This window comes from Corynebacterium occultum, assembly GCF_009734425.1.
GTDB lineage: Bacteria > Actinomycetota > Actinomycetes > Mycobacteriales > Mycobacteriaceae > Corynebacterium > Corynebacterium occultum.
In genome coordinates, this window is record NZ_CP046455.1 from 1,956,692 (window position 1) to 1,981,778 (window position 25,087).

A 25,087-nucleotide genomic window follows, 5' to 3' on the forward strand; every position below is an offset into this window, starting at 1 on the left:
GGTACTCCTAGAACTAGAGGTTGGCTGCGGCGACGCTCTCGGCCGCAGCCAGGAAAGCGTCATTCTCATGGGGCATGCCGATGGTGGTACGCAGGTGTCCGGCCACCCCGACATCGCGGATCAGCACATCGTGGGAGAGGAAGGACTCCCAGGCGGCGTGCTGGTCCTTGAATTCACCGAAGAAGACAAAGTTGGATTCGCTGGGCACGACCTTGAAACCGAGCTCCAGCAGGCGGGTGACCACCCGTTCCCGCTCGGCAGCCAGCTTTGCGACGGTCGCGAGGGTGTCCTCGCTGTGTCGCAGGGCCACGAGGGCAGCGGCCTGGGAAAGCACCGAGAGGTGGTAGGGCAGGCGAACCAGCATGACCGCCTCGATGAAGGCCGGGGCGGCCACGAAATAACCGAGGCGACCACCGGCGAAGTCGAAGGCCTTGGACATGGTCCGAGAGACCACCAGCTTCGCCGGGTATTCCGAGATCAGGGTGGTCGCAGAAGGCGAAGGGGAGAACTCCGCGTAGGCCTCGTCGATGATGACGATGCCCGGGGCAGCCTCAGTCAGCTCCCGGATCAGTTCCAGGGAGGTGATGTCACCGGTGGGGTTATTGGGGGTGGTGATGAAGATGACATCAGGCTGGTGCTCGGCGATGGCAGCCAGGGCTGCCTCTCGGTCGATGCGAAAATCCTCGCCCCGGGGGCAGTTGATGAATTCGGTCTGGGTGCCCGCCGAGAGGATGGGGTGCATGGAGTAGCTCGGCTGAAAACCAAGCACCTTCCGGCCCGGACCGCCGAAGGCCTGCAGCAGCTGCTGCAGCACCTCATTGGAACCATTGGCGGCCCAGAGGTTATCCCTGGTCACCGGGACCCCGGTCTGTTCGCTGACATAGGCGGCCAGCGAATCGCGCAACTCCACCGCATCCCGTTCCGGGTAGCGGTTCAGCTCCGCGGCCACCTTCTCCACCGTGGCCACCAGATCCTGGATCAGGGCAGCCGAGGGTGGATAAGGGTTCTCATTGGTGTTGAGGCGGTAAGTCACCTCCAGCTGCGGCGCACCATAGGCGGACTTGCCACGCAGTTCGCTGCGCAGCGGCAGGGCGGAAAGCTCCACCTCTGCGGCCAGCGTGTTCTTCTGTGCTGTTTCGCTCATCTATTTACCTTCCCGGTCAGTGCTCAGATCCTCGAAGCGGGCGCGGATGGCCTCACCGTGGGCCGGAAGGTCCTCGGCGTCGGCAAGCGCGATCACGGTCTCACTGATCTCCTTCAGGGCCCGCTCATCATATTCGATGAGGTTGACGGGGCGCAGGAAGGTGTGGGTGGTCAGGCCGGAGCTGAAACGGGCGGTACCGGAGGTGGGCAGTACGTGGTTGGAACCGGCGGCGTAGTCACCCAGCGGGACCGGGGCGAAGTCGCCGACGAAGATGGCACCGGCATGGCGGATACGCTCCGCCACCTTGCGGGCATTGCGGGTGTGCACCTCCAGGTGTTCCGCGGCGTAGGCATCGGCAGCGGCGATCGCGGTTTCCAGATCGTCGACCAACACGATGCCGGACTGCTGGCCCTTCAGCGCCTCAGCCACCCGCTCAGCGTTGCGGGTGATGCTGTAGCGGGCCCCCACCTCGACGATGACCTGTTCCGCCAGTTCCACCGAATCGGTGATCAGCACCGATGCTGCCAGGACATCATGTTCGGCCTGACTGATCAGGTCATAGGCGATGTTGACCGGGTCAGCCGAATCATCAGCCAGGATGGCGATCTCGGTGGGACCAGCTTCGGAATCAATGCCGACCACACCGTTGACCAGTCGCTTGGCCGCGGTGACGAAGATATTGCCGGGGCCGGTGATCTTGTCCACCGGTTCCAGGCCTGCCGCATCATCGCCGTAGGCCAGCAGGGCGATACCCTGGGCACCGCCGACGGCCCAGACCTCGCTGACACCCAGCAGCTCACAGGCCGCCAGGATGGTGGGGTGCGGCAATCCACCGAACTCCGCCTGCGGCGGGGAAGCCACCACCAGGGACTCCACCCCGGCAGCCTGGGCCGGAACCACATTCATGACCACGCTGGAGGGATAGACGGCGCTGCCACCGGGGACATAGAGACCCACTCGGACCACCGGGAGAAAGACCTCGGTGACGGTGGCACCCGGGGCCAGTTCCGTGGTGTGGGGGTTCGGAACCTGCTCAGTGTGAACCTTGCGGACCCTGGCGATGGCCTCCTCCAGAGCTTCCCGCACCTTCGGATCCAGCTCCGCCAATGCCCTGCGCAACTCCTCCGGGGCAACCCTCACCTGGGCTGGGCGAACCTTGTCGAACTTCTCACCGAAGTCCAGGGCCGCCTCAGCACCCTGGTGCCGGACCTCCTCAACCATCGGGGTGACGGTCGGCAGGACCGCGTTGACATCCGTACCACCCCGGGGAAGGGCGCGGCGGAGTTCACTCATCGAAGGGGTACGACCACGGAGGTCGATCAGGTTCAGCATGGAAGACAGCTTTCTGTGGTTCTCGAGCCGATGGACGGTGGGTGGTCTTGACCCGCTGGCATGATGGGGCTTCCCTGGCAGTGCCCCGGGGCCCCGGCAAACCGAATCAGACCGCACGGTCTCATTGTATGCCTTGGCCAAGACCCTGCTGAAACCACCCACAATCCATACATTCCGCAGGTGCCAGGGGATACACTGGGAATTCAAAACCGATAGCCCCACCGGGGCGAACTTCCCCGGGCCCCATCATGAGGAACACCCACGTTGAGTCAGCACACCCCCGGACCAGATCCCACCAGGAAGCAACGGCCGGAACCGGTCACCCTGGCCGCGGTCAAGGCCGCCGGTGAGAGTTTCGGATACAGCTCCCACCCCGCCGGGGACCGACTCATCTTCCCCTGGAATGATCACCGCGTCACCGTCTTCCTCATGGGCGGAAATGGCCTGCCCACCGATGACCCGGAGACCCTGATCTTCGATACCCTGGTGCGGGGGGAGCTCGATCTGAGCCGGGCCGCTGATCTGGCCAGGGTGGTCAATGAGTGGAACCGGGAGCGCCTGGGGCCCTCCCTTTCCTTCCGGATGGGCCCGGAGGGCAACCTGATCCTCCATGCCCGCTCTGCGCTGCAGGTCCGCCACGGTCTCAGTCATGAGCAGTTGGCGGAATACCTCCATGAATTGATGGAAACCATCCAGCTGGCGGTGTCCACTCTGCTCAGCGAGTTCCCGGAACTCTCCTATGAAGTCGGACCAGAGGGGGACACCCGTCAGGAATCCGATCTGGTGGCCTTGCAGGAGCCCTTGCCCGGTACGCTGCGGGACAACAGCATCCCGGATCTCCCGACCACCTCACCCCCACCGACCTCTGATCCCCCGCCTGTCCATGTCACTGAATGGCCCGCCGTTGAACGGAAGGAAGGTGATGACCAGACCATGAGTTCCCACAATGACCCAGACTCCCCCAACCCCGAGAACGAAGACCCGGGGATGGACTCCGCCGCAGAACAGCTGTCGGACATGGAGGAGTCGACGGACACCACCGGACGCCACCGACGGGAAACCGATCCCCGCTCCAGCGAAACCCCGGAGCTCCCAGCTGGCGAAGTGACCTGGCCCAGTTCCACCAGGCACAGTCTCCCTCCCAATGAGACCGCCTTTCCGGAGATCTACAACGATGAACAGTCAAGTTCCTCCCCACAACGTCCCTTCGAGGTCACCCTGGACCGGGTGCGGGAGGCGCTGGCGGATCTCGGGGTGCATAAAACCCGCGGTGATGAAAATGTGATCGTCGCCTGGGTCAATGAGGTGCTCTTCGGATTCTTCCTCGACAACGGCCCCAGTTATCTGGTCAAGGGGCACTGGGACCCGAACCTGGACCCGGAGCGGGACTTCATGCGGATCTTCCTGCTCTGCAATGACTGGAATGAGTCAGCCATCAACACCAAGGCCTTCTGCCACACCGACAGTGATGGCCTCCAGGTCCGGGTGGAGTTCACTGCCCCGGTGGGCAGGGGACTCAATGACGCCCAGCTCGGCCACAACACCGAGGTGGCCATCAATCAGGTGCTGCACGCCCTGGATTCGATCAGCAATGAAGCAATCGGGGAATCCGTGGTGCACTGGCCCCGCCCCGGACACGACTGAGCCGGAATCCCACTCCCCTTTCCTGGGGATGCTGCCAGGAAAAATTCCCCCAGGGCCGCCCTCACTGAATCATGGGGCAGTCTGGGGGGTTCATTTCCTTCCGGACCGTCTCTTCTCCGAAAGTTAGTTGATCTCCGGCGAGACGAGCACCGCACACCAGTAGGCCAGGGAGGCCATGAACGGAGCGGCGATAAAAGCGGTCCCGGGATTCATCCCCGGCAGCAACCGGAAGGTCTCCCCCACCTCCAGGGCATCCTGCTCCGGAACCGGATGCAGCAGCAGACTGACCTGATCACCGACGACGAGGAACACCACTGCCCCGAGGAAGGCGCAGAGGGTGACCCAGAACAGGGTGCCCAGTCCTCGGGTCCCATCGGAGACCACGAACATCACCAACGCAAGAAGGGCCCCAAGTAGTCCGGTGGCCACTGCGAAAGAGATGAAGGAGGTGAACTCCACATTGAAGGCCGGAGTCAGGTAGACATCGCCACTGTCGGTGACAGTGGCGTCATAAGTGGGGCGCAGCATGGCCCACAGTGCCCCCACCCCGGCGTAAACCACCAGGCTCAGCGCAAGAAACCCCGCCAGTGAACCGGCGGCCCTGGTTAAGGGCCCCCGGTTCACTGGCGGGGTGATGGCAGTCTCGGTAGCTCCGGTCATAGAAAACCAGGCTACCCCCTGAAGTTCTAGTTGCAGAACTTCCAGGCGCCGTCCTCAAGACGGAAGCGCTGGACCTTAGTGGTGGACTCCCCATCAGCGAAAGCGGTGACGGATGCGGAAGCAACTTCACCGTCGATCTGAACGTCGTTGATGGCCTCAACGCGCGGGTTGGATTCGGCATAACCCGGGATGCTGTTCATCGGCAGATCCGGGATACCCTCCAGATCGAAGGCGGCGGCGCCACCATTGGCCTGGATGACCTCGTTACAGGTGTTCGCCGGGAGGTAGCCGAAGAATTCGTGCAGGGTGTCGGCCTCGTACATACCGTTGACCAATGACTCGATTGCAGCCTGCTCCTCTTCGCCAGCCGGCTGGCCACCCTCAACGGGGGGCAGCTCAGCGAAGGTCAGCTGACTATTGGCCAGGGGGTCGGCAGCGGCAGCGGCCGGGTCAATGGAACCCCGGGCAGCGGCAGCCGTGGAGCCATCTGCGGAACGGGCCTTAGCACCAGCCTCAGCGTTCTCCTCAGCACCAGCCTCAGTCTCGGTGTCGGTCCCAGCGGCAGCGGTGTCAGCGTTCTCCTCATCGGAGGCCTCTTCACCAGCAGCTGCGGTGGAGGAAGCGGTCGCAGTGGTGGTGGCCTCAGTGTCCTCAGAATCGGAACCGCAGGCAACCAGCGCGAGCGGGACAATGAGGGCGGAAGCGACCAAAGTCTTCTTGAGAGGGGAAAGAGTCAGCACGAATGTATCTCCTGAATGATGGGTAGGTCGCAGCTAGGAAGCGAGGAAACTGCACGTCGCACACACGTTTTCCCTAGCACACTGCGCACGTACCGAAATAGGTTATCAAGCTCTCCGTATAACTACCTTTATTTGCCCTGAGAACTTCAAAGGTTTCGGCCATCCCGATGTGCCGACTAGGGTTGACCCGTGCGACTTTCCAGGGAAAAGATCCTAGATGCAGGGCTCGAGATTCTCGATTCCTACGGCCTAGCAGACATGACCATGCGCCGTTTAGCTACCCACCTCGGGGTGGCCCCGGGTGCCCTGTACTGGCATTTTGCCAATAAACAGGCGTTGATTGAGTCCATCGCCCGGGAAATACTCACCCCTGCCCTCCGCCCCACTTCCACAACATCGGATCCTGACCCGGAAAAGTGGTGCACTGTGTTGAGGAGCACACTTCTACTACACCGAGATGGGGCAGAGCTGGTGGTGGCAGCGGTATCAATGACCTCTCTTTATGATGAGCTTCTCGAGGTCCTCACCGCCCAACTTGAGGCATTCAACCAGGAACGTCGGACCGGAGCCGCGAGCCTGCTCCACTTCACCCTGGGCTCCACCGCCCTGGAGCAATCCGCCCACCAGGCGGCGGAGGCCACGGGCGGGGCAGCCACACAACTTCCCGACGCCGCCGACTTCGAGCGGGGACTGCAGATCATTCTCACCGGCATGAAAACCCTGGAAGAGCAGTAACCTCCCGCCGAAGATGACGGAATTAAGCTTGTTTCCCCATAAAATAATCCCCCCCCCGGGGGCATTCCGCCCCCAACTCAGGATCGTCGACTCAAAGGTAGAACTCCAACCTCAGATCCAATGCCACCACCGAACTGGTCAGCGCCTCCACCGCAATGAAGTCCACCCCGCAGTTCGCCAGATCCACCGCATCGCTGAGACTTATCCGACCAGCCGCCTCCAGCAGGGTTCCCGGGGAGAGCACATTGCGCCGCTGCACCGCGGTCTGCACCTCCCAGAGCTCAAAGGTCTCCAATTTGATTTCCTCGGGCCGCTCCTTGAGAACCTCATTGAGTTCACTGAGGTTGTGGACATCCACCTCACACCACTTCTGTGGTGCCTGGGCCCGTACCGCCCGGAGCGCAGGCACCAGTCCCCCGACGGCTGCCGCATGGTTGCTCTTGACCATTGCCCGGTCACCGAGCCCGAGCCGGTGGTTGATCCCTCCGCCGACCCGGACCGAGTACTTCTGCAGCATCCGCAGCCCTGGAAGGGTACTGCGTGAGTCGCGGATACGGGCACCGGTACCTTCCACCGCATCCACCCACACAGTAGTTTCCGTGGCGATTCCGGACATATGGGAGAGCAAGTTGAGCATGGTCTGTTCCGCAGTGAGCAGGTCACGGGTGAGGGCATCGACCCGCAGCACCTCATCGCCCGGCGAAACCCTGGCCCCATCGCGAACCTTGGCGGAGACCTGGAATTCCCCGGTGGCGACCTGGGTGAGCACCCGGGGCATCAATTCCACCCCGGCGATGGTGCCACCGGCCCAGGCCCGGACGACGGCAGTGCTGCGTTCATCCGGTCCGACCGTGGCGCGGGTGGTCACATCCGGCCCGTAGGCCAAATCCTCCTGGAGGGCCGCAGCGATGATCCGGTCAGCGATCTCCAGGTCGAGGTCCATCTGGATGAACTCCGGTGCCATGTGGCTCCCCCATCTGCTTAGTGGTTATCACCTGATCTTACGCTGTCCACCGCTCCACCTGGGCAGCTTTTAAGGGGGACGACCTGCCCCGGAACATAGTGCCCCCCATTTAAAGGGCAGCCACCTTTCGGAGGGTTCCGGGATGTAGGTGGCCTGCCGATGAATAAATCCCCTTAACCTGTGGACTCACCCATAAAGGACTTAATGGGTGATACCGGCTTCAGGGCACTATGCTTAGCAAGCATGACATCATCTGCAGCCCCTTTTCCGGTCTGGCCCGGCGACGCGTACCCGCTTGGTTCAACCTATGACGGTGCAGGCACGAACTTCGCGATCTTCTCTGATGTCGCTGAGAAGGTGGAGCTCTGCCTCATTGACCGCGAAGAAAACGAGGTGCGCATCAATCTCGAGGAGGTCGATGCCCACGTCTGGCACTGCTATCTCCCCGGGGTTCAGCCTGGCCAGCGTTATGGATACCGGGTGCACGGGCCCTATGACCCCCACAACGGCAAGCGCTGCGATCCGAATAAGCTGCTCGTGGACCCTTATGCCCGCGCCTTTGACGGTGAGTTTGACGGCCACCCCTCACTGTTCAGCTATGACATCACCGACCCCGAGAACCCGCATGGCCGAAACACTGAGGACAGCCTGGGCCACACCATGAAGTCCGTGGTCATCAACCCCTTCTTCGACTGGGGCTCGGACCGTTCCCCGCGTACCGCCTACAACGAGACGGTCATCTACGAGACCCATGTCAAGGGCATGTCGATGACTCATCCGGATGTTCCGGATTCGTTGCGCGGCACCTACGCCGGTTTGGCGCACCCCTCGATCATCAATTACTTCAAGGACCTCGGGGTCACCGCCATCGAGCTGATGCCGGTGCACCAGTTCCTGCAGGATGACCACCTGCGCGAGCAGGGCCTACGCAACTACTGGGGTTACAACACCTTCGGTTTCTTCGCGCCCCACCAGGACTACGCAGCAGCACGCAAGCCGGGCAGTGCAGTCAGTGAGTTCAAGGGTATGGTTCGTGCCTATCACGAGGCCGGCCTGGAGGTCATTCTCGATGTGGTCTACAACCACACCGCCGAGGGCAACCACATGGGCCCGACCATCGCTTTCCGCGGTATCGACAATGAGGCCTACTACCGGCTGGTCGACGATGACAAGTACCACTACATGGACTACACCGGCACCGGCAACTCCCTGAATGTCCGGCATCCGCACTCCCTGCAGCTGATCATGGACTCCCTGCGTTACTGGGTCACCGAGATGCGTGTCGACGGCTTCCGCTTCGACCTTGCTTCCACCCTGGCACGTGAGTTCAATGATGTGGACCGCCTGGCCACCTTTTTCGACCTGGTCCAGCAGGATCCGGTGGTCTCCCAGGTCAAGCTGATCGCCGAGCCCTGGGATGTCGGCGAAAATGGCTACCAGGTGGGCAACTTCCCGCCTCTGTGGACCGAGTGGAACGGTAAGTACCGCGACACCGTCCGTGACTTCTGGCGCGGCGAACCCGCCACCCTGGGTGAGTTCGCTTCCCGCTTGACCGGATCCTCGGATCTCTACGCCAACAATGACCGACGTCCCACCGCCTCGATCAACTTCATCACTGCCCATGATGGCTTTACCTTGTCTGACCTGGTCAGTTATAACGATAAGCACAACATGGCCAATGGTGAGGACAACCGGGACGGTGAGAGCCATAACCGCTCCTGGAACCACGGCGTGGAGGGCCCCACCGAGGACCCGGAGATCACTGCCCTGCGTCATCGCCAGGTGCGTAACTTCATGACCACCCTGCTCCTGAGTCTGGGCACCCCGATGATCTCCCACGGTGATGAAATGGGACGCACCCAGGGAGGAAACAATAACGTCTACTGCCAGGACAATGAGCTGGCATGGATCAACTGGGATCAGCTGGATGAGAACGCCGACCTCTTCGGCTTCGCCAAGCGACTGCTCAATATCCGCAAGCGCCACCCGGTTTTCCGTCGCCGTCGATTCCTGGCGGGCGGCCCCCTGGGTGCCGATGTCCGGGAGCGTGACATCGCCTGGTTGGTGCCCTCCGGCAAGCTGATGACCCAGGATGACTGGGACTTCACCTTCGGCAAGTCCCTGATGGTCTATCTCAATGGTGATGCGATCACTGAGCCTGATGCTCGTGGCGAGAAGGTCAAGGATGACTCCTTCATCCTGATGTTCAACGCCCACCATGAGCCCATCAGGTTCACCTTGCCGCCGACCTACTTCGGTCAGAAGTGGCAGTTGATCATTGACACCACCGAGGACAGTGGCTACCCGCTGGAGGCCGAGGTCATCAATGCCGCCGGCACCATCGAGGTCCCCGCCCGCTCCTGCATGGTGCTCAAGCAGATCGAGCCCGCCATCTACGATGATTATGAGCCGGCCGCAGAGCTCAATGCCCTGCGAGACGAGGAGCAGCACGCTGCAGAGGAGGCGGAGGCCGCCGCGAAAGCAGCTACGGATACCGAAAACTCCGAGGCTGCCCAGCCAGAGGAGGCCGCCGCCACCGAACCGGAGGAATCCCTAGTCGAATCCGGTGAGGAGACCGAGTCCGCTGCCGAATCCGCGGAGGATGAGGCTGCAGTTGAGGAGCTTCCCGCCGAGGAGAGCCAGCCTGAGGAGACCCAGCCGGAGAAAAAAGCGGCTTCGGTGAAAACCCCGGTTAAGGGGGACGCCGATAAGCAGCTTCAAACCGAAGACCTGGAGGACCCCTACAGCGAGGAAGATCCGCTCTAGTTAAGGGACCGGCCGAAGGTGGGTGAGGATTATTCCTCACCCACTTCCTTCATTTTCGGCTGTTCAGAATCCGTCTCAGCTGCCCACCGCCCCTGAGACCCGCATCTACCTTCAGCGACGCCTGAGGATTCTCCGGCACCGTCCCAGAGATGCTGGACAAATCGCCTCCCCCTACCCCCTGGAGATACCGAGGTGGTGTGCCCTCCCCCTCCCAGTTGAGGAGCTGTTTCAGGCGGGATATGGGCCAGGTTGAAAGGTGGGGTTCGGGGCCGCAGGTAAGCTTGCCGGGGAACACCGGGTTGCAGGTCCGTCCCCCGCCACTGGGTGGTGGAACCCCCAAGCCCCGGAATACACAGCAGGAAGGACCCCGTATCGTGATCCCCGCCCAAGGTGCGCAGCTGACAGTGAGCAATGACTCCATCCAGATCCACTACTCGGATCTGCTGACCGCCATCCACGGCTCCGATGTCGAGGTTGAGGTTTCAAAGGTCACCGGAGTCACCCAGTCCAGCCCCACCGCACTGACCTCCGGAGTAGTACACCTGGAGGGGGCAGGCATCACGGTGGCCTTCGCCCCCAATCAGCAGGCTGCCGCCACTGAGTTCGAGACCGCGGTCAAAGCGGCCCTGCGGGGTGAGGCTTCCGGGCAGCGGATGACCCCCGGGTTGAACTTCGTCGGCTTCGATGTGGAAACCGCCAACAATGACTGGGGCTCGATCTGTCAGATCGGCCTGGTCCGCTACATCGACGGTGTAGAGGTCGCCGCTGAGTCCTGGCTCTGCACCCCACCGCCCGGCCTGGATAACTTCACGGACGCCAATATCAACATTCATGGCATCCGCCCGAAGGATGTCGCCGGGCAGCCCAGCTTCGCCGAGCGACTCCCCCAGCTGGTGGAGTTCATCGGGGAGCTTCCCTTCGTGGCCCACTTCGCCCAATTCGACGCCACTGCCCTATCCCGGGCCTGCGCGGCCGCCGGGGTCGAAACCCCCACTCTCTTCTTCGGTTGCAGTCTGGCCTTGGCCCGCGGCGAGAAACTCGATGTCCGCAGCCATTCCCTACCTGTGGTCGCCGAACATCTCGGGGTGGAGCTGAAGAAACATCATGATGCCACCGAAGATGCCCGGGCCTGCGCCGGGATCACCGTCGCCCTGGCCCGCAGACACAGCTTCCAGGGTTCGCTCGCCGAACTCTTCCACAGTCGCAGCATGACCATCGGCAACCTCAACCCGGAACGGGTCTACCCGGTACTCCGCGACCGTTCCGGCGCCGGTGTCGCTCTGCAGCAGCGCCAGCTGGCCCAGGGGTTGACGGCCGCTGGAGAGCGGATCGGGGACATGACAGAAGACCCCACCGGCCGCCCCGCCCCGGATGCAGGTTCCCGTTCCGCCTGGGATGATCCGGCAGATCTGCCCACCGAGGCCCAGCTCACCGAGGAGTCCCCGGCCGCCGCAGGTGCCAAGGGTGGGCGCCGGGGCCCCGCCCCCTGGGCTGCGGTGGCCACCCCGGACGCCATTCCGGAACCCAATGAAAACGCAGATCCCCAGGGCATCCTCTTCGGCCAGAATGTCACCCTCTCCGGTGACTTCGAACCCCATGACAAGGGCAGCCTCTGGGCCGGGATCGCCGAACGGGGTGGCATCGTGGGCAAGAATGTGACGAAGAAAACCACCATCCTGGTTGCCGGTACCTGGGCCACCAAGACCTCCAAGCAGAAGCGGGCGGAGGAGTTGATCGCCAAGGGCCAGGAAATTCAGATCTGGAGTGCCGCCGAGCTCTACACCGCCATCGGTTTCGATGAGGAACCGCCTTTCTGATCCCAGCTCTTCTGACCCCAGCCCCGCTGGTTCCAGCCCGCCAGGGTTCCTGACCTGATCACCGGGGGACGCAGCCAGTGGCCCCTCACCGGGAACCTTCCACCGGAAATCCGGGTCTATGGAGGTGAAGGCACCTCAAGGTGCCTCAACCACCAGGAGAACCCCGAGATGAGCACCGCCTTCACCACCGCTGCAACCCACCCCAGTTCCATCACCGACCTGAGTCCCTCCACGGACACTATTTCCGCCCCGGACGCCGTTCTGCTCGCCGCACCCGATGCGCTGCACCCCGCGGCTCCCCACTGGGGTGATGAGGCGGAGCCGACGACAACCCACCTCCACCCGGCGCGCCTGCTGCCCCGCCTGCACCTGACCGCCGGGCAGCAACGCCCGGGGCTCAGTGATGATGGTTTCAGTGACAGCCCGGCCATGATCGCGTTGTCCCGGCAGCTCAGTGCGGGTCTGCATTGTCTGCCGGAGACAGGTTCGTCGGGTAGACGGGCGGGTAATGCTGATCCCCTGATCACGGTCAGTCAGCGGGGTCTGGGTGAGCTGGATCTTTTCCCACAGCAGGCTTGGGATGTGGCGGCGGAGAATCTGTTGCACCGTTCCCGGGAGGCGGAGGGTTTCCGTTTCTACACCCGGCCGGCCTCAGTGCTCAGTGGGCAGCCTCTTCCGGCACTGCAGGTGGCTACCCCGGGGTCGAGCCCCACTGATTGGTTGGCTCACCCCCATACTTTCAGCATCATGCATTTCCATCTGCGTCGGTTGATGCGTACCGAGGTACGTTATGTGGCTCCTACCCGGGAGGTGCTGCTGGCTTTCCCGGCGCGGGCCCCGGAGTTGGAGAGCTTCGGCAGGTTTTTGGAGGAGCACGTGCTGGATCTGGGGAGGCCGCTGTTGGGTGGGCGGGCGATCTCCTATGAATGTGGTTTCCCGGCACTTTCAGACGCTACTCATTAGTCTGGACGGGGTGAGCCTCCCGGATCAGGACGGGAGGCAGCATGTTTCCCTGAAGTTTTGTTCCAGCAAGTTCGCCCGGGTAAGTATCACCCCGGGTTCAACCCAATCCCCGGAGGAAGAGCATGACCCCTCGTCCGATCACCGCCACCTATCGCCTGCAGCTGCGTGGCCCACAGTCAGATCCCGACGGTTTGGGGCGGGCCTTCACCTTTGAGGAAGCCACCGAGCTTGTCCCCTACCTTGCGGAACTGGGGGTCAGTCATCTTTATCTCTCCCCGATCCTGACGGCCCCACCTGAGTCCAACCACAACTATGACGTGCTGGATCCGACCGAGATCAATCCTGAGCTCGGGGGCATCGAGGGCCTGCGCCAGCTGGCGGAAACTGCCCATGAGGCGGGGTTGGGGCTGATCATCGACCTCGTTCCCAACCATGTCGGCATCGAGCACCCCGAGTTGAACCCCTGGTGGTGGGATGTGCTCACCTATGGTCAGGGCTCGGAGTTCGAGTACTACTTCGACATTGACTGGCATGAGGACAATGGCGCGGGCGGCAAGCTGGGACTTCCCGTCCTGGGTGCCCCCGACGACATCGATAAGCTCGAGTTGAAGGAGCATGAGGGTGAGGCGGTGCTCGCCTACTACGAGAACATCTTTCCGGTCCGGCCCGGCACCATGGAGACCCTTGAGGATGATCCCCGCGAGGTCTACGAGAAGCAGTGCTACCGCCTGATGTACTGGCGGGACGGGGTGATCAGCTACCGTCGTTTCTTCTCCGTCAACGGGCTGGCCGGCATCCGTCAGGAAGATCCCCGCGTCTTCGAGCACACCCATCGGATCCTGCGGCAGCTGATCGCCGAGGACCTGATCGACGGGGTGCGGGTGGACCACCCCGATGGGCTTTCCGACCCCTTCGCCTACCTGACCCAGTTGCGTGAGGTGATCGGTCCGGACCGTTGGCTGGTGGTGGAGAAGATCCTGGGGGTGGAGGAACCCCTTGATCCGCGTCTGGCGGTCGACGGCTCCACCGGTTATGACGCCCTGCGGGAATTGGATGGGGTGTTCATCAGCCGCGAATCGGAGGACAGTCTCTCCATGCTGGCGCTGCAGCAGTCCGGCTCCACCTGGGATGAGTCCGCCATCACCGCGAGTGAGCAGGAACTCAAGCGGGAGGTGGCCCGTCAGGAGCTCTCCGCCGAGGTACGCCGCCTGGCCCGAGCAATGCGCCGCGATAATTTCTCCACCGCCGGCAGTTCGGTCTCCGAGGAACAGCTGATCACCACCATTGTGGAACTGGTGGCGGCGATGCCTGCCTACCGTGCCGACTACATCTCGCTCTCCCGGCTGGTGGCCACCCTGGTCGCGGAGATGACCCGGCGTTTCCCCTCCCGTCGGGATGCCCTGGATCTGATCGCCGCCGGCCTGCTGGCCAATTCTGAGGCGAAGGTCCGTTTCGCCCAGGTCTGTGGTGCGGTGATGGCCAAGGGTGTGGAGGACACCACCTTCTACCGGGCTTCCCGGTTGATCGCCTTGCAGGAGGTGGGTGGCGCGCCGGGTCGTTTCGGGGTGTCGACGGCGGAGTTCCATCTGCTGCAGCAGGAGCGTGCCCGGCTGTGGCCGATGACCATGACCACCTTGTCCACCCATGATGTCAAGCGTGGCGAGGATGTCCGGGCGCGGATCATTGAGCTGACGGAGCTTCCCAGTGAGTTCGCGGAGTTCGTCCGGCGGGTCACCGCTGTGGTGCCGGCCCCCGATGAGGGCACCGGGCATTTTCTGCTGCAGAATCTGCTCGGGGTGTGGCCGGTGGATGGTGAGGTCACTGATGCGCTCCATGAGCGTTTCCAGGCTTTTGCACTCAAGGCGATTCGTGAGGCCGGGGTGCACACCAGTTGGACGGACCCGGATGCCCGTTTCGAGAAAGCCATCCACGATTGGGCGGATGTGCTTCTCGACGGCCCCGTCACCAGCCTGATCACCGAGTTCATTGCACCCCTGCACCGCGGTGCCACGCAGATCTCCCTGGGTCGCAAATTGCTGCAGCTGATCGGACCCGGGGTGCCGGACACCTACCAGGGCACCGAGTTCTTCACCGACCATCTGGTGGATCCGGATAACCGCCGCTTCGTGGATTACACCGCCCGCGAGCAGTCGCTGACTGTGCTGCAGGAGGGGGTTGATTGGTTCTCCATCGCCGGGATGGCGCGGGAGGAGGCTTCCGAGGAGGCCGGAAGCGAGAATTTCCATGCTTATCCGCACCTGGCGGATCATGCTGACCGGGCCAAGCAGGCCCTGATCCATGCGGCGCTGCAGTTGCGCCGGGAGTTTCCGGAGCTCTTCACCGCCGGGGATCATCAGGCGGTTTTCGCTGAGGGTCCGGCGGAGTCCCACCTGATTGGTCTGGCACGGGGTCTGGACTCCGGGGAGGCCGGCCTGAAGGTCATTGCGGTGGCCACCCGTCGCCCGTTGGCACTGCAGCAGGATGGTGGTTGGGGGGAGACCACCCTGACGCTGCCTGCGGGCAGCTGGCGGGAGGAGCTCTCGGGTCGGGAGTTCAGCGGCACGGTTCCGGTGGCGGAGGTTCTTGAGGTGCTGCCCACTGCCCTACTACGTCGACTGGATGATCCGGCCGAGGGGTAGAATCGCACTCTGCCATGAACAATAAAGTGATCTCCCGGCTGGGGAGCTATTACCACGCGTGGGCCCGCTCCCACCCTGATGCAGCTGAAGAATTCTCCGGTGCGCTGGAGGATCTCCTCAGCGACGGTGGCGTTACCTATGACCGGGTGTGGGCCCGGGTGAAGGAATGGTCCTCGCTGAAGGCCAAGGCACGTAAGCAGCACCCTGATGGCAGCCCGCAGTATCCGGAACCCTGGCAAGACATCCACGATGTGGTTGGGGTGCGGGTGACCACGTATCACTCCACCGAGATCCCAGCCGCGATCACGGTGCTGCGGGATTCTTTCCTGGTGCACCGCAATGTGGACAAGACCACCGAGACCCGGGTGTCGGGAACTTTCGGTTATGGTTCCCACCACCTGATCCTTGAGGTCAGTGAGGATTCCCCGGAGGAGTTGCGGGCTTACCGGGGAATGCGCTTTGAGGTGCAGATCCGTACGGTCCTGCAGCATGCCTGGGCCGAGTTCGAGCATGATATCCGTTATAAGCGGGGCCCTGAGGAGCCGGATCCAGCGGTGGACCGCGCTTTCACGTTGGCGGCCGGTCTGATTGAGCTGGCGGATCAGCAATTCGACCTGATCGCCTCGGTGCAGTCCTCCGGGGCGAGCACCACCGACGATGAGGTGGAGTTGAGTTCGGAGACGCTGCCCGGTGTGCTGGCGGTCCTGCTGGGGAACCGTTTCCCGCGACCACGTTCGGAGCTCTTCCGCTGGTTGGGTGAGATCCTCCTGGCTAATGGGGTGACCACGGTGGCGGAGCTGCGCCTGCTGCTCGATGACATGGATATTGAAGCCCTGGGTCGGGCGATGAACTACCGTTTCCTCCCCGGCCAGGTCCGGCTGATTGATGATCTGCTACTCCGTCGCTATGGGGATGATCACATTAGCCGCACCCGGGACAGCAGCTCACGTGCGACGCAGCGGGAACGTCAGCTCAAGACCCGACTTGCCAAGATGCGTCGCGCCCACATCACCGCTGAAAAAGGGTAACGTCTGCCGGGTACCGGCGCCCATCAACTAAGGAGTATTCACCGTATGAGCAGTATTTCCATCCGCGAAGATTTCCCGGTCTTCGCCGACCAGATCCACGTTTGGGCGCTGACCACCGCCGATTTCTTCCGCGAGTTCGGGGTTAACTTCCCGCCCGCCACCTGGGGTCTCTGGTAGGTCTCACTCCCCCCCGGGACTTTCTTCTCCAGACCTCCGCCGGCATCTTCTTCCTCTCTGCATCCAGAGAGGTGGGGCTCCGGGGGAGGTTTTTGTGTCCCCTGCCCCGCCGTCCGGAACACCGGTGTCGCTTCGCTGTCATTTCCCCAGGGGAGCTGATATTGTTGATATGTCAACTAGGTTAGTAATTGCGAGCATTTCCACGGGAGAACTAAACGATGTCCACCACACCCATCCAATTCGGTCTCGACACCTTCGGCGATGTCACCTGGGACGCCGAGGGCACCCCCCTGCCCCATGACCAGGTGGTCCGCAATGTCGTGGAGGAGGGTGTGCTCGCCGACCGGGTGGGCGTGGATGTCTTCGGCGTGGGCGAGCACCACCGCGATGATTATGCGGTCTCCGCCCCCGACATCGTGCTGACCGCCATCGCCGCCCGCACCAAGAAGATCATCCTCACCACCTCCGTCACGGTACTGAGCTCCGATGACCCGGTGCGTGTCTTCGAACGTTTCTCCACCATCGACGCCATCTCCTCCGGCCGTGCCGAGATGATCCTGGGCCGGGGATCCTTCATCGAGTCCTTCCCCCTCTTCGGTTTCGACCTGGACAAGTACGAGGTCCTCTACGAGGAGAAACTGGACCTGATGCGCAAGATTCTTGACGCCGATCAGGCCGGCACCGGAGTCACCTGGGAGGGCACCACGCGCAGCTCCCTGGAGAACCAGAAGCTCTACCCGCCGACCGCCGATGGCCTGCGGCCCTGGGTGGCCGTGGGTGGTTCCCCGGAGTCCGTGGTACGCGCCGCACGCCAGAAGATGCCCCTGATGCTCGCCGTCATCGGGGGCCAGGTCCGCCGCTTCCGTCCCTTCGTCGACCTCTACAAACGGGCCAATAATGAGCTGGGCAACCCCCAGCTGCCGGTGGGTATCCACTCCCCCGGCCTGATCGCCGACACCGATGCCGAGGCCCAGGAAAGGCTCTACTACCAGTGGATGGCCATGCAGCGCCGCATCGGTGCCGAGAGGGGCTGGCCGGAGCCGACCAAGGGACGCTTCCTCCAGGAGATCAACTCCGGTTCCCTCTATGTCGGTTCCCCGGACACCGTTGCCGCCAAGATGGTTGACGCCATCGAGGCACTGGAGCTGGACCGCTTCACCCTGAAGTACTCCAATGGGCCGGTGCAGCATGAACATGCCATGGACACCATCCGTCTCTACGGCGAGGAAGTCATCCCCCGGGTACGCCGCATCCTCGGGCAGCGCTAGAAAGCTCATTAACAACGCGGGCCGCGGAGACCGTCTCTGGTCTCCGCGGCCCGCGTTCGTCTAAGGACGCCCCCGCAACTGATCCAGTTGACGGCGTTCCCGCTTCGTCGGCCGCCCGGCACCCCGGTCACGGCGTGGCTGGGAGGCCAGGATCTCCTTCGGCGGGGGCGGCGGGGAATGATCGGCGTAGCAGCGCCGGGCCTCCGGAGCCCCGAGCCGCTTGCGAGGGGTGTCCAGCACCTCCACATCCATTTCGCGGTGATCCTTCCACACCCGCACCCGATCACCGGGGGCGACCTGTTGGGCGGGTTTCACCGAGACACCGTTGACCTTGACATGCCCGGCGCGGCAGGCCTCGGCGGCCAGGGAACGGGTCTTGAGGAGGCGGACCGCCCATACCCAGGCGTCCACCCGTACCGGGGTGCCAGTGGATTCAGACATCGCTCCGATCCTAGTCCTTGTGGTTGATGATCCGGTTGATCTTGCGGTAGTTCATCAAACCACCGACCACGGCGATGATCAGGCCGAGGATCAGGAAGAAGGAACTGCCGGCCAGGATGGCCAGTGCGGTACCGCCCACGAGGCCACCACCGACTGCGATGACGCCGTTTCGGGTGTACTTGCGGACGGCCATCTTGCGCTGCTCGATGGGGTTTCGGGGGTACTGCTGCATACTCATGGGAGACAGTCTAGTCAGTTGCCTTCCACCCATGCGGAACCAGCTTCCTTTGGCGTCACCCGACCTGAGGTCACCGCCGCCAGCAGGGCGGTCAGTTCGGCCACTTCCCCGGGATCAATCGCCAGGGTGTAGGTCACGGTAGCCCCGTAGTCCATCGTCACAACATCGACCCCGCGGGCCCGGAGGTCCGCCTCCCAGCGGCCGGCATCGGAATGGGGGAATTCCACGGTGTAGAGTTCGCGTTCCGCCCGGGTGACACGCTGGACCAGGGGCAGGGTCTCGCCCACCGAGTTGGAGTAGGCGTGCACCAGGCCACCGGTGCCGAGTTTGATGCCCCCAAAGTAGCGCACCACCACGGCGGCGATGTCGAGCATTCCGGAGCCACGCAGCATGTCCAGCATGGGTTTTCCGGCGGTGCCGGAGGGTTCACCATCGTCACTGGAACGTTCGATCGGGTTGGCGTGCTCGACATGCAGCAGGTAGGCGCTGCAGTGGTGCCTGGCATCCGGGTAGTCGCCGCGTACCTCGGCGATGAAGTCGCGGGCCTCCGCCTCGGAACGCACCCGCCTGATCAGGGTGATGAAGCGAGAACGCTTGATCTCCCATTCGTGGGCGGTGGTGACTCCGGCGGCGGGTAATTGATACATGGATGTGGATTCTACCGATGGCGGGGTCCGCTCCCCTTACCTACGCTGGGGCACATGATTTCGCTTCGCCCCCAGGGCCCTTCGTTCAGTGTCTGGGCACCTCATGCCCGCGACGTCCGCCTGGTTCTCCGGGAAACCCCCGATCAAGAGCAGCTGCATCCCATGAACCGCACCGAAGGTGGTTGGTGGGTGGCTGAGATATCAGCGGAGACCGGGCAACGCTACGGCTTCCAGGTTGATGCCGGGGAGGGTTTCTCCATCACCCTGCCCGATCCTCGCTCCACCTCCCTGCCGGATGGGGTGCACGGTTTGAGCCGGGTCGATGATCCCACCTTCGACTGGTCCGATGATCAGTGGCGGGGCAGGGTGTTGCCCGGCACGGTGCTCTATGAGCTGCATGTGGGCACCTTCAGTGCCCGCGGCGACTTTGAGGGGGTCGTCGATAAGCTTCCCCACCTGAAGGATCTGGGGGTCAGCGCCATCGAACTGATGCCGGTGCAGCCCTTCGGCGGGGAAAGGAACTGGGGTTATGACGGGGTGGCCTGGATGGCGGTGCAGGAAAGCTATGGTGGCCGCGCGGGCCTGAAAAAGCTTGTCGACGCCGCGCATGCCGCCGGCATCGCGGTCTACCTCGATGTCGTCTACAACCATTTCGGACCGGATGGCAACTACAACGGTTTCTTCGGCCCCTACACCTCAGGGGGTTCCACCGGCTGGGGTGAGGTCGTCAACATCTCCGGCCCTGACTCCGATGAGGTCCGCGCCTTCATCCTGGACACGGTGCGCCAGTGGTTCAGCGAATTCCACATCGACGGCCTGCGGCTGGATGCCATCCACGCCCTGGATGACAATGGGGCGCCGTCCATTCTGGCGCAGATGCAGCAGATCGCCGATGAGATCACCGCCACCACCGGGGTGCCCCGCAGCCTGATCGCCGAATCCGATCTCAATGACCCGAAGGTGATCAGCTCGCCGGAGGCCGGGGGCCATGGTCTGGCGGCCCAGTGGGCCGATGACATCCACCATGGGCTGCACACCCTGATCTCCGGGGAGAATCACGCTTATTACGCGGACTTTGGTTCGCTGGAGGCCCTGCTCAAGACCCTGCGGGGGGCCTATTTCTTCACCGGGGACTACTCCAGTTACCGGGGTCGGCACCACGGTCGGGCCGTGAACCGGGAGCTGATCCCGGCGCACCGCTTCGTCACCTACACCACCACCCATGACCAGACCGGAAACCGGGCGGGCGGTGACCGCCCCTCCATGACGCTGACTCCGGAGCAGCAGGTGCTCAAGGCGGCGGTGATCTACTGCTCCCCCTACACCCCCATGCTTTTCATGGGTGAGGAGTTCGGGGCGCGTACCCCTTTCCCCTTCTTCGTCTCCCATACCGATGCGGAACTCAACCGACTGACCAGGGAGGGGCGCACCCGGGAGTTCTCCCGTTCCGGCTGGGACGTATCTCAGGTGCCCGACCCGGCTGATCCGGCCACCTTCGAATCCGCCAAGCTGGACTGGGACTTCGATGAGCAGGCCCAGCGCATCCACGGGGCTTACCGCACCCTGTTGCGGCTGCGCACCGAATGGGGCCTGGCCCGACCCCGGCTGGATCAGCTGCAGGTGCAGGGGGGCAGTGAGGAGGAGCCCTGGCTGTTGATGGGGCATGAGGATGTCACCCTGCTGGCCAACCTCTCCGCCACCCCGGTGGAGATCCCCCAGGGCGGAGAATTGATCTACAGTTTCACCTCCCCGGAGGTGCACCCGGACCGCACCCTGCTTGATGCCTGGGGTTTTGCGCTGCTACGCCGCTGATCTTCCCCGGGACCACGAGGGGGAAGGCGGAAATGAGGAAGGCCCCGGAACCCCGGGCTGGGGGTTCCGGGGCCTTCAACTGTTGCCGTGGCCGGGATGACGTGCTCTCCCCCAGGCTAGATCAGGAAGGAGTACTCCGGGGTGCCGGGATGCAGCTGCTGGCAGTCGATGCGGGAGACTTCCATGCGCTCCAGCAGGGGCTGCAGGTCCGCGGCGGCACTGAGCTCGAGGCCGACGAGGGCGGCACCGGTCTCCCGGTTGTTGCGCTTGAGGTATTCAAAGCGCGTGATGTCATCATCGGGGCCGAGGATATTCTCCAGGAAATTACGCAGCTGCCCCGGCTCCTGGGGAAAGTTCACCAGGAAGTAGTGCTTGAGGCCGCGATGGACCAGGGAGCGTTCCATCACCTCGCCATAGCGCAGCACATCATTGTTACCACCGGAGATGATGCAGACCACGACCTCACCCGGGGTCAGGTGCAGTTCGCGCAGGCCAGCCACCGACAACGCCCCGGCCGGCTCAGCGATGATGCCCTCAGACTGGTAGAGGTCTAGCATCTCGGTGCAGACCGCACCCTCGGAGACATCCAGGAGATGCAGCCGTCCCAGGTTGCGTTCGATGATCTCGTAGGTCAGATCGCCGGTGCGCTTGACGGCGGCACCATCGACGAACCCATCCGCCTCATCCAGGGTGATGGGGCCATGGTTGTCTAGGGCAGCCCGGAGCGAGGCGGCGCCGGAGGGTTCCACACCCACGATGGCGGTGCGCGGGGCCATGTCCGCGAAATAACTGAGCACCCCGGCCAGCAGACCGCCACCACCGACGGGGACCACCACGGTGTGGGCGGACTTTCCCATTGAGGTCAGCTGGCTGAGGATCTCGGCGGCGACGGTGCCCTGACCGACGATGGTGTCGCGGGCGTCGAAGGGCTCGACCACCACGGCGCCGGTCTCTGCGGCATCGGCGCGGGCGGCTGCGGCGGCCTCATCGAAGCTGGCCCCGGTGACCACCAGCTCCACCTGATCCCCACCATGGACGAGGATGCGGTCCCGCTTCTGCTTCGGGGTCTTGGCGGGAACGTAGATCCGCCCCTGGATGCCCAGCTGCTTACAGGCGTAGGCCACGCCTTGGGCATGGTTGCCGGCGGAGGCGGCGACGATGCCGGCAGCACGCTCTTCAGCACTGAGCTGACTGATGGCGTTGTAGGCGCCGCGGATCTTGTAGGAACGGACATCCTGCAGATCCTCCCGTTTGAGGTAGGCCTCCACGCCGAGTTCCTCGGAGAGCCGCGGGCAGTACTGGAGCGGGGTCGGAGCGATCACCGAGGAAATTCGGGCCTGAGCCAGTTGCACATCGGCGGCGTGGATCGGCTCGGAGGATACCGAGATGGCAGTGGAGTCGGTGTTCGGGGATTCGCTCATGAATCAGGAGTTTAGTCCCTCCCTGCGACACGATCACAGACACAACCCGGTTTACCCAATATTCACCGCCCAGACACCTGAGAAACCCCTGTAAGTGGATAAAATATTACCTATATGGAGCATGATGATTTCCACACCTGAATCCATAAGGTCCGGAGCATACCTGCCCCGAAACCACTGTCTAGGAGATCTCCCATCGTGTCTATCCGCCGGAGCGCCATCGCTCTCTGTGCCGCTGTCGCGACCAGTCTCACCCTGGTCACCCCCGCCAATGCCGTGGTTGTCCCCAACCCGGTCATTGACTCCGCCCCGGGCGCCGAGATCGCCATGAAGCCCATCGGCTCCTATGACTCCGGCCAGTTCGAGGAATCCGCCGCCGAGATCCTCGCCTACCATGCCGCCACCGAGCAGCTGCTGGTGGTCAACGCCCTCTCCGGCAATATCGACATCCTCGACATCTCCGACCCCACCACCCCGAAGAAGGTGGGTGCCATCGAGGCCGGTGCCGGCAATGGCATCAACTCCGTCACCGTCCGTGAAGATGGCCTGGCGGTGGCCAATGTTGAACCGGCGGACAAAACCGATGAGGGCGCCATGCTCTTCTTCAACGCCGACACCGGCGAAGAGCTGGGTCGGGTCAATATCGGTGGTGCGCTGCCGGACATGGTCGGTATCAGCGCTGACGGCAAGTACGCCTTCACCGCCAATGAGGGTGAACCCGCCGAGGACTACTCCTACGATCCGGAAGGTTCGGTCACCGTGGTCACCCTGCCTGCCCTCGGAACCGTTGTGGCCCCCACCCAGGATGATGTCCGGGTCGCTGATTTCCAGGCCTTCAACGCCCCCGGCGCCCTGCATGAGGATGTCCGCGTCTTCGGCCAGGTCGGTGACTCCACCACCGTGGCGCAGAACCTGGAACCGGAGTACATCACCGAGATCGACGGCAAGGCCTATGTCACCCTGCAGGAGAACAACGCCATCGCCGTGGTCGACCTGGCCACCGCGGCCGTCGAGAATATCTTCCCCCTCGGTTTCTTCGACCTGGCCACCGAGTTCGGCATCGACACCTCCGACCGGGACGGAGAAATCAACATCCGGAACTGGCCGCTGAAGGCCATCCCCATGCCGGATGCGATTGAGGCCTACTCCGTGAACGGCAAGAACTACCTCGTCATGGCCAATGAAGGAGACGCCCGCGACTGGGAGGCCTACTCCGAGGAAGCCCGCATCAAGGACCTCGGCGATGAGGATGAGGGACTGCCCCCGATCTGTGAGGACTTCGACACCGGTTCCGAGCTCAGCATTGCGCAGCTGCAGGAGGACGAGAACCTCGGCCGCCTGAACATCACCACCACCCTGGGGCTTTCCGGGGACGGTTCCTGCTACACCGAGCTCTACAGCTTCGGCGCCCGCGGTTTCTCCATCTTCGACACGGAGGGCAACAAGGTCTTCAACTCCGGTGAACAGTTCGAGCAGAAGCTCGCGGAACTGCACAGCACCGGCCAGCTGATCTTCAACGCCTCCCATGATGAGGGCTGGTTCGACAACCGTTCCGACAACAAGGGCCCGGAGCCGGAGGGTGTGGCACTCGGCGACATCAACGGCAAGACCTACGCCTTCATCGGCCTGGAGCGCATCGGTGGCGTCTTCGTCTACGACGTCAGTGACCCGGAGTCCGCGGAGTACGTCACCTACGTCAACAACCGCGACTTCGATGTCAGCGCCCTCGATGAGGAGAGCGAGGAACTGGTCGACAACTGGGCTGAATCCGGTGACCTGGGCCCAGAGGGTCTGGTCTTCATCCCGGCCGCTGACTCCCCCAATGGCAAGAACCTGCTCGCGGTGGGCAATGAGGTCTCCGGCACCACCACCATCTTCGAGATCGACTCACTGGTCGAGGACCAGACCCCGGGCGGTGCCACCGGTTTCCAGCAGGGTTCTTCCGCCGGCCCGCTGGTTGCCCTGGCCGGGGTGGCAGCCCTGATCGGTGGGGTCGCCGCCTTCTTCTCCGGCACGATTCCCCAGCTGCAGGCCGAAATCCAGAAGCTATTCACCCCCTAATTACCGTCAGGGGTTACACTGACTGACGACTTTTGCCTCTACCCCGAAGGAGTCCTCTGTGACCCGTCGCCGCATCTCGCTTGCCCTCATCGCCGCAGCCACCACCACCCTGGCCCTGGTGACACCGGCTCAGGCCGCCACCACCGAGGACAACGGGCTCTCCAGCCAGCTCAGTGCCGGTAGTTCCGTCCTGGGTTCCAGTTCTCCCACAGAGACTGAAACCCCCACCGAAACCCCCACGGAGACGGCTGCACCGGGCACGGAAACCACGGTGCCCCCGCTCCCCGAGGAGTGCGAGGATGCGGTGGATGATGAGCCCGCCGCCGAGAACGCCGATGCGGATGAGGTGGTGGACTGCGAGCCTGAGGTGGCGCTGGGTTCGCTGGAGATGACCGAGGAGATGGAGTGGGTGTTCCTGGGCTTCGAGGTCTTCTTCACCCTCGGCACCGCCGTCATCACCGCTCTGAGCACCTACGCGAAGGTGGTGCCGGGTGGCGCTGACCAGCTCCGGGGCTTTCTGGACCGGTTCGGCATCAACCTCTAACTGGTTCTCACCGGCACTCAGCAGCTGAGGCCGGACATGCCCGAAG

21 protein-coding genes are annotated in these 25,087 nt (G+C 63.3%); 12 read left to right on the forward strand and 9 right to left on the reverse strand.

What is annotated here, in order from left to right; translation table 11 throughout:
- Nucleotides 1-13: 13 nt before the first annotated feature.
- Both COCCU_RS09100 and hisD read right to left on the reverse strand, forming a co-directional pair.
- Nucleotides 14-1,144, reverse strand: a complete 1,131-nt coding sequence (locus tag COCCU_RS09100; RefSeq protein ID WP_156231206.1) for a histidinol-phosphate transaminase — start codon at nt 1,142-1,144, stop codon at nt 14-16.
- Nucleotides 1,145-2,476, reverse strand: a complete 1,332-nt coding sequence (hisD, locus tag COCCU_RS09105) for a histidinol dehydrogenase (protein WP_156231207.1) — start codon at nt 2,474-2,476, stop codon at nt 1,145-1,147.
- 264 nt (nt 2,477-2,740) lie between these two features.
- Between hisD and COCCU_RS09110 the strand changes: the two genes are divergently transcribed.
- The gene (locus COCCU_RS09110; RefSeq protein WP_156231208.1) at nt 2,741-4,120 is read left to right on the forward strand and encodes a YbjN domain-containing protein; all 1,380 of its coding nucleotides are present in this window, start codon (nt 2,741-2,743) and stop codon (nt 4,118-4,120) included.
- A 123-nt stretch (nt 4,121-4,243) separates the two neighbouring features.
- On the opposite strand, the gene COCCU_RS09115 is transcribed toward COCCU_RS09110, so the two are convergent.
- Nucleotides 4,244-4,780 carry a hypothetical protein gene (locus COCCU_RS09115; protein ID WP_156231209.1) on the reverse strand — a complete coding sequence of 179 codons (537 nt, stop codon included), beginning with the start codon at nt 4,778-4,780 and terminating at the stop codon, nt 4,244-4,246.
- Between the two features lie 26 nt (nt 4,781-4,806).
- Nucleotides 4,807-5,520: a hypothetical protein gene (locus COCCU_RS09120; RefSeq protein ID WP_156231210.1), complete on the reverse strand. Its 714-nt coding sequence runs from the start codon at nt 5,518-5,520 to the stop codon at nt 4,807-4,809.
- Nucleotides 5,521-6,009: 489 nt separating this feature from the next.
- Here COCCU_RS09120 and COCCU_RS14705 point away from each other — a divergent pair, with 489 nt between their 5' ends.
- Nucleotides 6,010-6,255 carry a hypothetical protein gene (locus tag COCCU_RS14705; RefSeq protein WP_231598959.1) on the forward strand — a complete coding sequence of 82 codons (246 nt, stop codon included), beginning with the start codon at nt 6,010-6,012 and terminating at the stop codon, nt 6,253-6,255.
- Between the two features lie 91 nt (nt 6,256-6,346).
- Here COCCU_RS14705 and nadC read toward each other — a convergent pair whose 3' ends face one another.
- On the reverse strand, nt 6,347-7,219 hold the full coding sequence (gene nadC / locus COCCU_RS09130; RefSeq protein WP_231598723.1) for a carboxylating nicotinate-nucleotide diphosphorylase: 873 nt from the start codon (nt 7,217-7,219) through the stop codon (nt 6,347-6,349).
- Between the two features lie 243 nt (nt 7,220-7,462).
- On the opposite strand from nadC, the gene glgX reads away from it, so the two are divergent.
- From glgX to COCCU_RS09160, 7 genes are all read left to right on the forward strand, one after another.
- On the forward strand, nt 7,463-9,985 hold the full coding sequence (gene glgX / locus COCCU_RS09135) for a glycogen debranching protein GlgX (protein ID WP_156231212.1): 2,523 nt from the start codon (nt 7,463-7,465) through the stop codon (nt 9,983-9,985).
- A gap of 374 nt (nt 9,986-10,359) precedes the next feature.
- Entirely contained in the window at nt 10,360-11,802 is a 1,443-nt protein-coding gene (locus tag COCCU_RS09140; protein ID WP_197088327.1) for an exonuclease domain-containing protein, read from the forward strand.
- A gap of 168 nt (nt 11,803-11,970) precedes the next feature.
- On the forward strand, nt 11,971-12,765 hold the full coding sequence (locus COCCU_RS09145; protein ID WP_156231214.1) for a hypothetical protein: 795 nt from the start codon (nt 11,971-11,973) through the stop codon (nt 12,763-12,765).
- 122 nt (nt 12,766-12,887) lie between these two features.
- Nucleotides 12,888-15,404 carry a malto-oligosyltrehalose synthase gene (gene treY, locus COCCU_RS09150; protein WP_156231215.1) on the forward strand — a complete coding sequence of 839 codons (2,517 nt, stop codon included), beginning with the start codon at nt 12,888-12,890 and terminating at the stop codon, nt 15,402-15,404.
- Nucleotides 15,405-15,418: 14 nt separating this feature from the next.
- The gene (locus COCCU_RS09155) at nt 15,419-16,432 is read left to right on the forward strand and encodes a GTP pyrophosphokinase (RefSeq protein WP_156231216.1); all 1,014 of its coding nucleotides are present in this window, start codon (nt 15,419-15,421) and stop codon (nt 16,430-16,432) included.
- 45 nt (nt 16,433-16,477) lie between these two features.
- Nucleotides 16,478-16,609, forward strand: coding sequence for a hypothetical protein (locus COCCU_RS14830; protein ID WP_269434454.1), 132 nt, complete (start codon nt 16,478-16,480; stop codon nt 16,607-16,609).
- A 218-nt stretch (nt 16,610-16,827) separates the two neighbouring features.
- Nucleotides 16,828-17,877 carry an LLM class flavin-dependent oxidoreductase gene (locus COCCU_RS09160; protein WP_156231217.1) on the forward strand — a complete coding sequence of 350 codons (1,050 nt, stop codon included), beginning with the start codon at nt 16,828-16,830 and terminating at the stop codon, nt 17,875-17,877.
- A gap of 60 nt (nt 17,878-17,937) precedes the next feature.
- Here COCCU_RS09160 and COCCU_RS09165 read toward each other — a convergent pair whose 3' ends face one another.
- From COCCU_RS09165 to COCCU_RS09175, 3 genes are read right to left on the reverse strand one after another with little or no spacing between them, the layout of a single operon-like run.
- Entirely contained in the window at nt 17,938-18,318 is a 381-nt protein-coding gene (locus COCCU_RS09165; RefSeq protein WP_156231218.1) for an RNA-binding S4 domain-containing protein, read from the reverse strand.
- A gap of 10 nt (nt 18,319-18,328) precedes the next feature.
- Nucleotides 18,329-18,556 carry a hypothetical protein gene (locus COCCU_RS09170; protein ID WP_156231219.1) on the reverse strand — a complete coding sequence of 76 codons (228 nt, stop codon included), beginning with the start codon at nt 18,554-18,556 and terminating at the stop codon, nt 18,329-18,331.
- A gap of 14 nt (nt 18,557-18,570) precedes the next feature.
- Complete coding sequence (locus COCCU_RS09175) at nt 18,571-19,203, reverse strand: IMPACT family protein (RefSeq protein WP_156231220.1); 633 nt, start codon at nt 19,201-19,203, stop codon at nt 18,571-18,573.
- A gap of 54 nt (nt 19,204-19,257) precedes the next feature.
- On the opposite strand from COCCU_RS09175, the gene treZ reads away from it, so the two are divergent.
- Entirely contained in the window at nt 19,258-21,015 is a 1,758-nt protein-coding gene (treZ, locus tag COCCU_RS09180; protein WP_156231221.1) for a malto-oligosyltrehalose trehalohydrolase, read from the forward strand.
- Between the two features lie 116 nt (nt 21,016-21,131).
- On the opposite strand, the gene ilvA is transcribed toward treZ, so the two are convergent.
- Nucleotides 21,132-22,436: a threonine ammonia-lyase IlvA gene (ilvA, locus tag COCCU_RS09185; protein WP_156231222.1), complete on the reverse strand. Its 1,305-nt coding sequence runs from the start codon at nt 22,434-22,436 to the stop codon at nt 21,132-21,134.
- A 198-nt stretch (nt 22,437-22,634) separates the two neighbouring features.
- Here ilvA and COCCU_RS09190 point away from each other — a divergent pair, with 198 nt between their 5' ends.
- Nucleotides 22,635-24,497: a choice-of-anchor I family protein gene (locus tag COCCU_RS09190; protein ID WP_156231223.1), complete on the forward strand. Its 1,863-nt coding sequence runs from the start codon at nt 22,635-22,637 to the stop codon at nt 24,495-24,497.
- A 58-nt stretch (nt 24,498-24,555) separates the two neighbouring features.
- Nucleotides 24,556-25,041, forward strand: a complete 486-nt coding sequence (locus COCCU_RS09195; RefSeq protein WP_156231224.1) for a hypothetical protein — start codon at nt 24,556-24,558, stop codon at nt 25,039-25,041.
- The last annotated feature ends 46 nt before the right edge of the window (nt 25,042-25,087 follow it).